This is a genomic window from Streptomyces sp. NPDC055749 (assembly GCF_053617235.1).
The window spans coordinates 1-2,655 of the sequence record NZ_JBSHFH010000121.1; the positions used below are offsets into that span (position 1 = coordinate 1).

A 2,655-nucleotide genomic window follows, 5' to 3' on the forward strand; every position below is an offset into this window, starting at 1 on the left:
GAGGAGTACTAGTCGGCAGACACACGGCGGGTGCTAACGTCCGTCGTGAAAAGGGCAACAACCCTGACCTCCAGCTAAGGTCCCCAAGTCATGGCTAAGTGGGAAAGGATGTGAGGATCCCAAAACAACCAGGATGTTGGCTTAGAAGCAGCCATCATTTAAAGAAAGCGTAACAGCTCACTGGTCTAAATAAGGGTCTTTGCGCCGAAAATGTAACGGGGCTAAAGCCATGCACCGAAGCTGAGGATTTGCGAGTAATCGCAAGTGGTAGCGGAGCGTTCCGTAAGTCTGTGAAGGCGGACCCGTGAGGGCTGCTGGAGATATCGGAAGTGCGAATGTTGACATGAGTAACGATAAAGGGAGTGAGAGACTCCCTCGCCGAAAGACCAAGGGTTCCTGCTTAAAGTTAATCTGAGCAGGGTTAGCCGGCCCCTAAGACGAGGCGGACACGCGTAGTCGATGGGAACCACGTTAATATTCGTGGGCCTGGTGGTAGTGACGGATCTCGTGTGTTGTTCAACCTTACTGGATTGGTTGGGCGGCGAAGAGGTTCCAGGAAATAGCTCCACCGTATAGACCGTACCCGAAACCGACACAGGTGGTCAGGTAGAGTATACCAAGGCGCTTGAGAGAACTATGTTGAAGGAACTCGGCAAATTGCACGCGTAACTTCGGAAGAAGCGTGACCCTTTTGTACGCAAGTATGATGGGGTGGCACAGACCAGGGGGTAGCGACTGTTTATCAAAAACACAGGGCTCTGCGAAGTAGCAATACGACGTATAGGGTCTGACGCCTGCCCGGTGCTGGAAGGTTAAAGGGAGGGGTGCAAGCTCTGAACTGAAGCCCCAGTAAACGGCGGCCGTAACTATAACGGTCCTAAGGTAGCGAAATTCCTTGTCGGGTAAGTTCCGACCTGCACGAATGGCGTAACGACTTCCCCGCTGTCTCCAACATAGACTCAGTGAAATTGAATTCCCCGTGAAGATGCGGGGTTCCTGCGGTCAGACGGAAAGACCCCGTGCACCTTTACTATAGCTTTACACTGGCATTCGCCAAGGCATGTGTAGGATAGGTGGTAGGCTTTGAAGCAGGGACGCCAGTTTCTGTGGAGCCATCCTTGAAATACCACCCTTATCTTCGTGGATGTCTAACCGCGGTCCGTTATCCGGATCCGGGACAGTGTATGGTGGGTAGTTTGACTGGGGCGGTCGCCTCCGAAAGAGTAACGGAGGCGCGCGATGGTTAGCTCAGACCGGTCGGAAATCGGTCGTCGAGTGCAATGGCATAAGCTAGCCTGACTGCGAGACTGACAAGTCGAGCAGAGACGAAAGTCGGTCATAGTGATCCGGTGGTCCCGTGTGGAAGGGCCATCGCTCAACGGATAAAAGGTACGCCGGGGATAACAGGCTGATGACCCCCAAGAGTCCATATCGACGGGGTTGTTTGGCACCTCGATGTCGACTCATCGCATCCTGGGGCTGGAGCAGGTCCCAAGGGTATGGCTGTTCGCCATTTAAAGCGGTACGTGAGTTGGGTTCAGAACGTCGTGAGACAGTTCGGTCCCTATCTGCCGTGGGTGTAGGAATATTGACAGGATCTGTCCCTAGTACGAGAGGACCGGGATGGACGTATCTCTGGTGGATCTGTTGTCCTGCCAAGGGCATAGCAGAGTAGCTATATACGGAATGGATAACCGCTGAAGGCATCTAAGCGGGAAACCAACCTGAAAACGAGTGTTCCCTATCAGAGCCGTGGAAGACGACCACGTTGATAGGACGGGTGTGGAAGCACAGCAATGTGTGAAGCTTACCGTTACTAATAGCTCGATCGACTTCTTCGTTCCCATTGAATATGTTCATCGAACAAAGTTCGATGACATCATCTTCTGTCCTCACGGGCCAAAGGCCCTGCGGACGGCGCGCGCCATAAGGCGCGACGGACTGGCGTCCTGTATGGCTGCCTCGCTCGGTCTCGAGCAAAGGTGGAATGCGGATCGGTCACAGAAAGACGTGTAAATTAAATAGAGCTTTGGCTCTCCAGCTTCTCGAAAACAACAGTTTCCATGTGAAAACATGGTCTGTGATCGCTTGGATCAGACGTTGCCTCATATGCGAGGTGACCGTATGGCCAATTGGTGTCCCCTGTGAGCGGCAAGCGAACAGGATAAGGTACACCAATCAACAAGCAATCATATGATCCATGCGAAACGCATGGATCATATGTTGCGTTTTGCCGACCTGGTGGTTATCGCGGGGCGGCTGCACCCGTTCCCATTCCGAACACGGCCGTGAAACGCCCCAGCGCCAATGGTACTTCGTCTCAAGACGCGGGAGAGTAGGTCGCTGCCAGGTCTGCAAAACGCAACTCAAAATCTTCTCAATCACTAAAGGGCAAAAAAGCCCAAATCAAAAGGCCGCAAATGCGGCCTTTATGCTATAATAAAACCAGTCAACGCGGGGTGGAGCAGCCCGGTAGCTCGTCAGGCTCATAACCTGAAGGCCGCAGGTTCAAATCCTGCCCCCGCAACCAAATAGCAAAAACTCCCGCAGCAAACGCTACGGGAGTTTTTTGTTTCGGGACTTATGAAATTGGGCCGTGAGGGAGAAACTAGGCCGCTGATCACAAAGCCAATCCCACAATTTACTTCCATGAAC

The 2,655-nt window shown here is 52.9% G+C and carries 1 tRNA gene and 2 rRNA genes; all 3 read left to right on the top strand.

Annotation, left to right across the window (positions count from 1 at the left end):
• Nucleotides 1-1,841: ribosomal RNA gene (locus tag ACWGO0_RS37295) — 23S ribosomal RNA — on the top strand; the annotation flags it as partial.
• Between the two features lie 396 nt (nucleotides 1,842-2,237).
• Nucleotides 2,238-2,352: ribosomal RNA gene (gene rrf, locus ACWGO0_RS37300) — 5S ribosomal RNA — on the top strand.
• Between the two features lie 101 nt (nucleotides 2,353-2,453).
• Nucleotides 2,454-2,530 (top strand) — tRNA-Met (locus ACWGO0_RS37305).
• Nucleotides 2,531-2,655 lie beyond the last annotated feature (125 nt).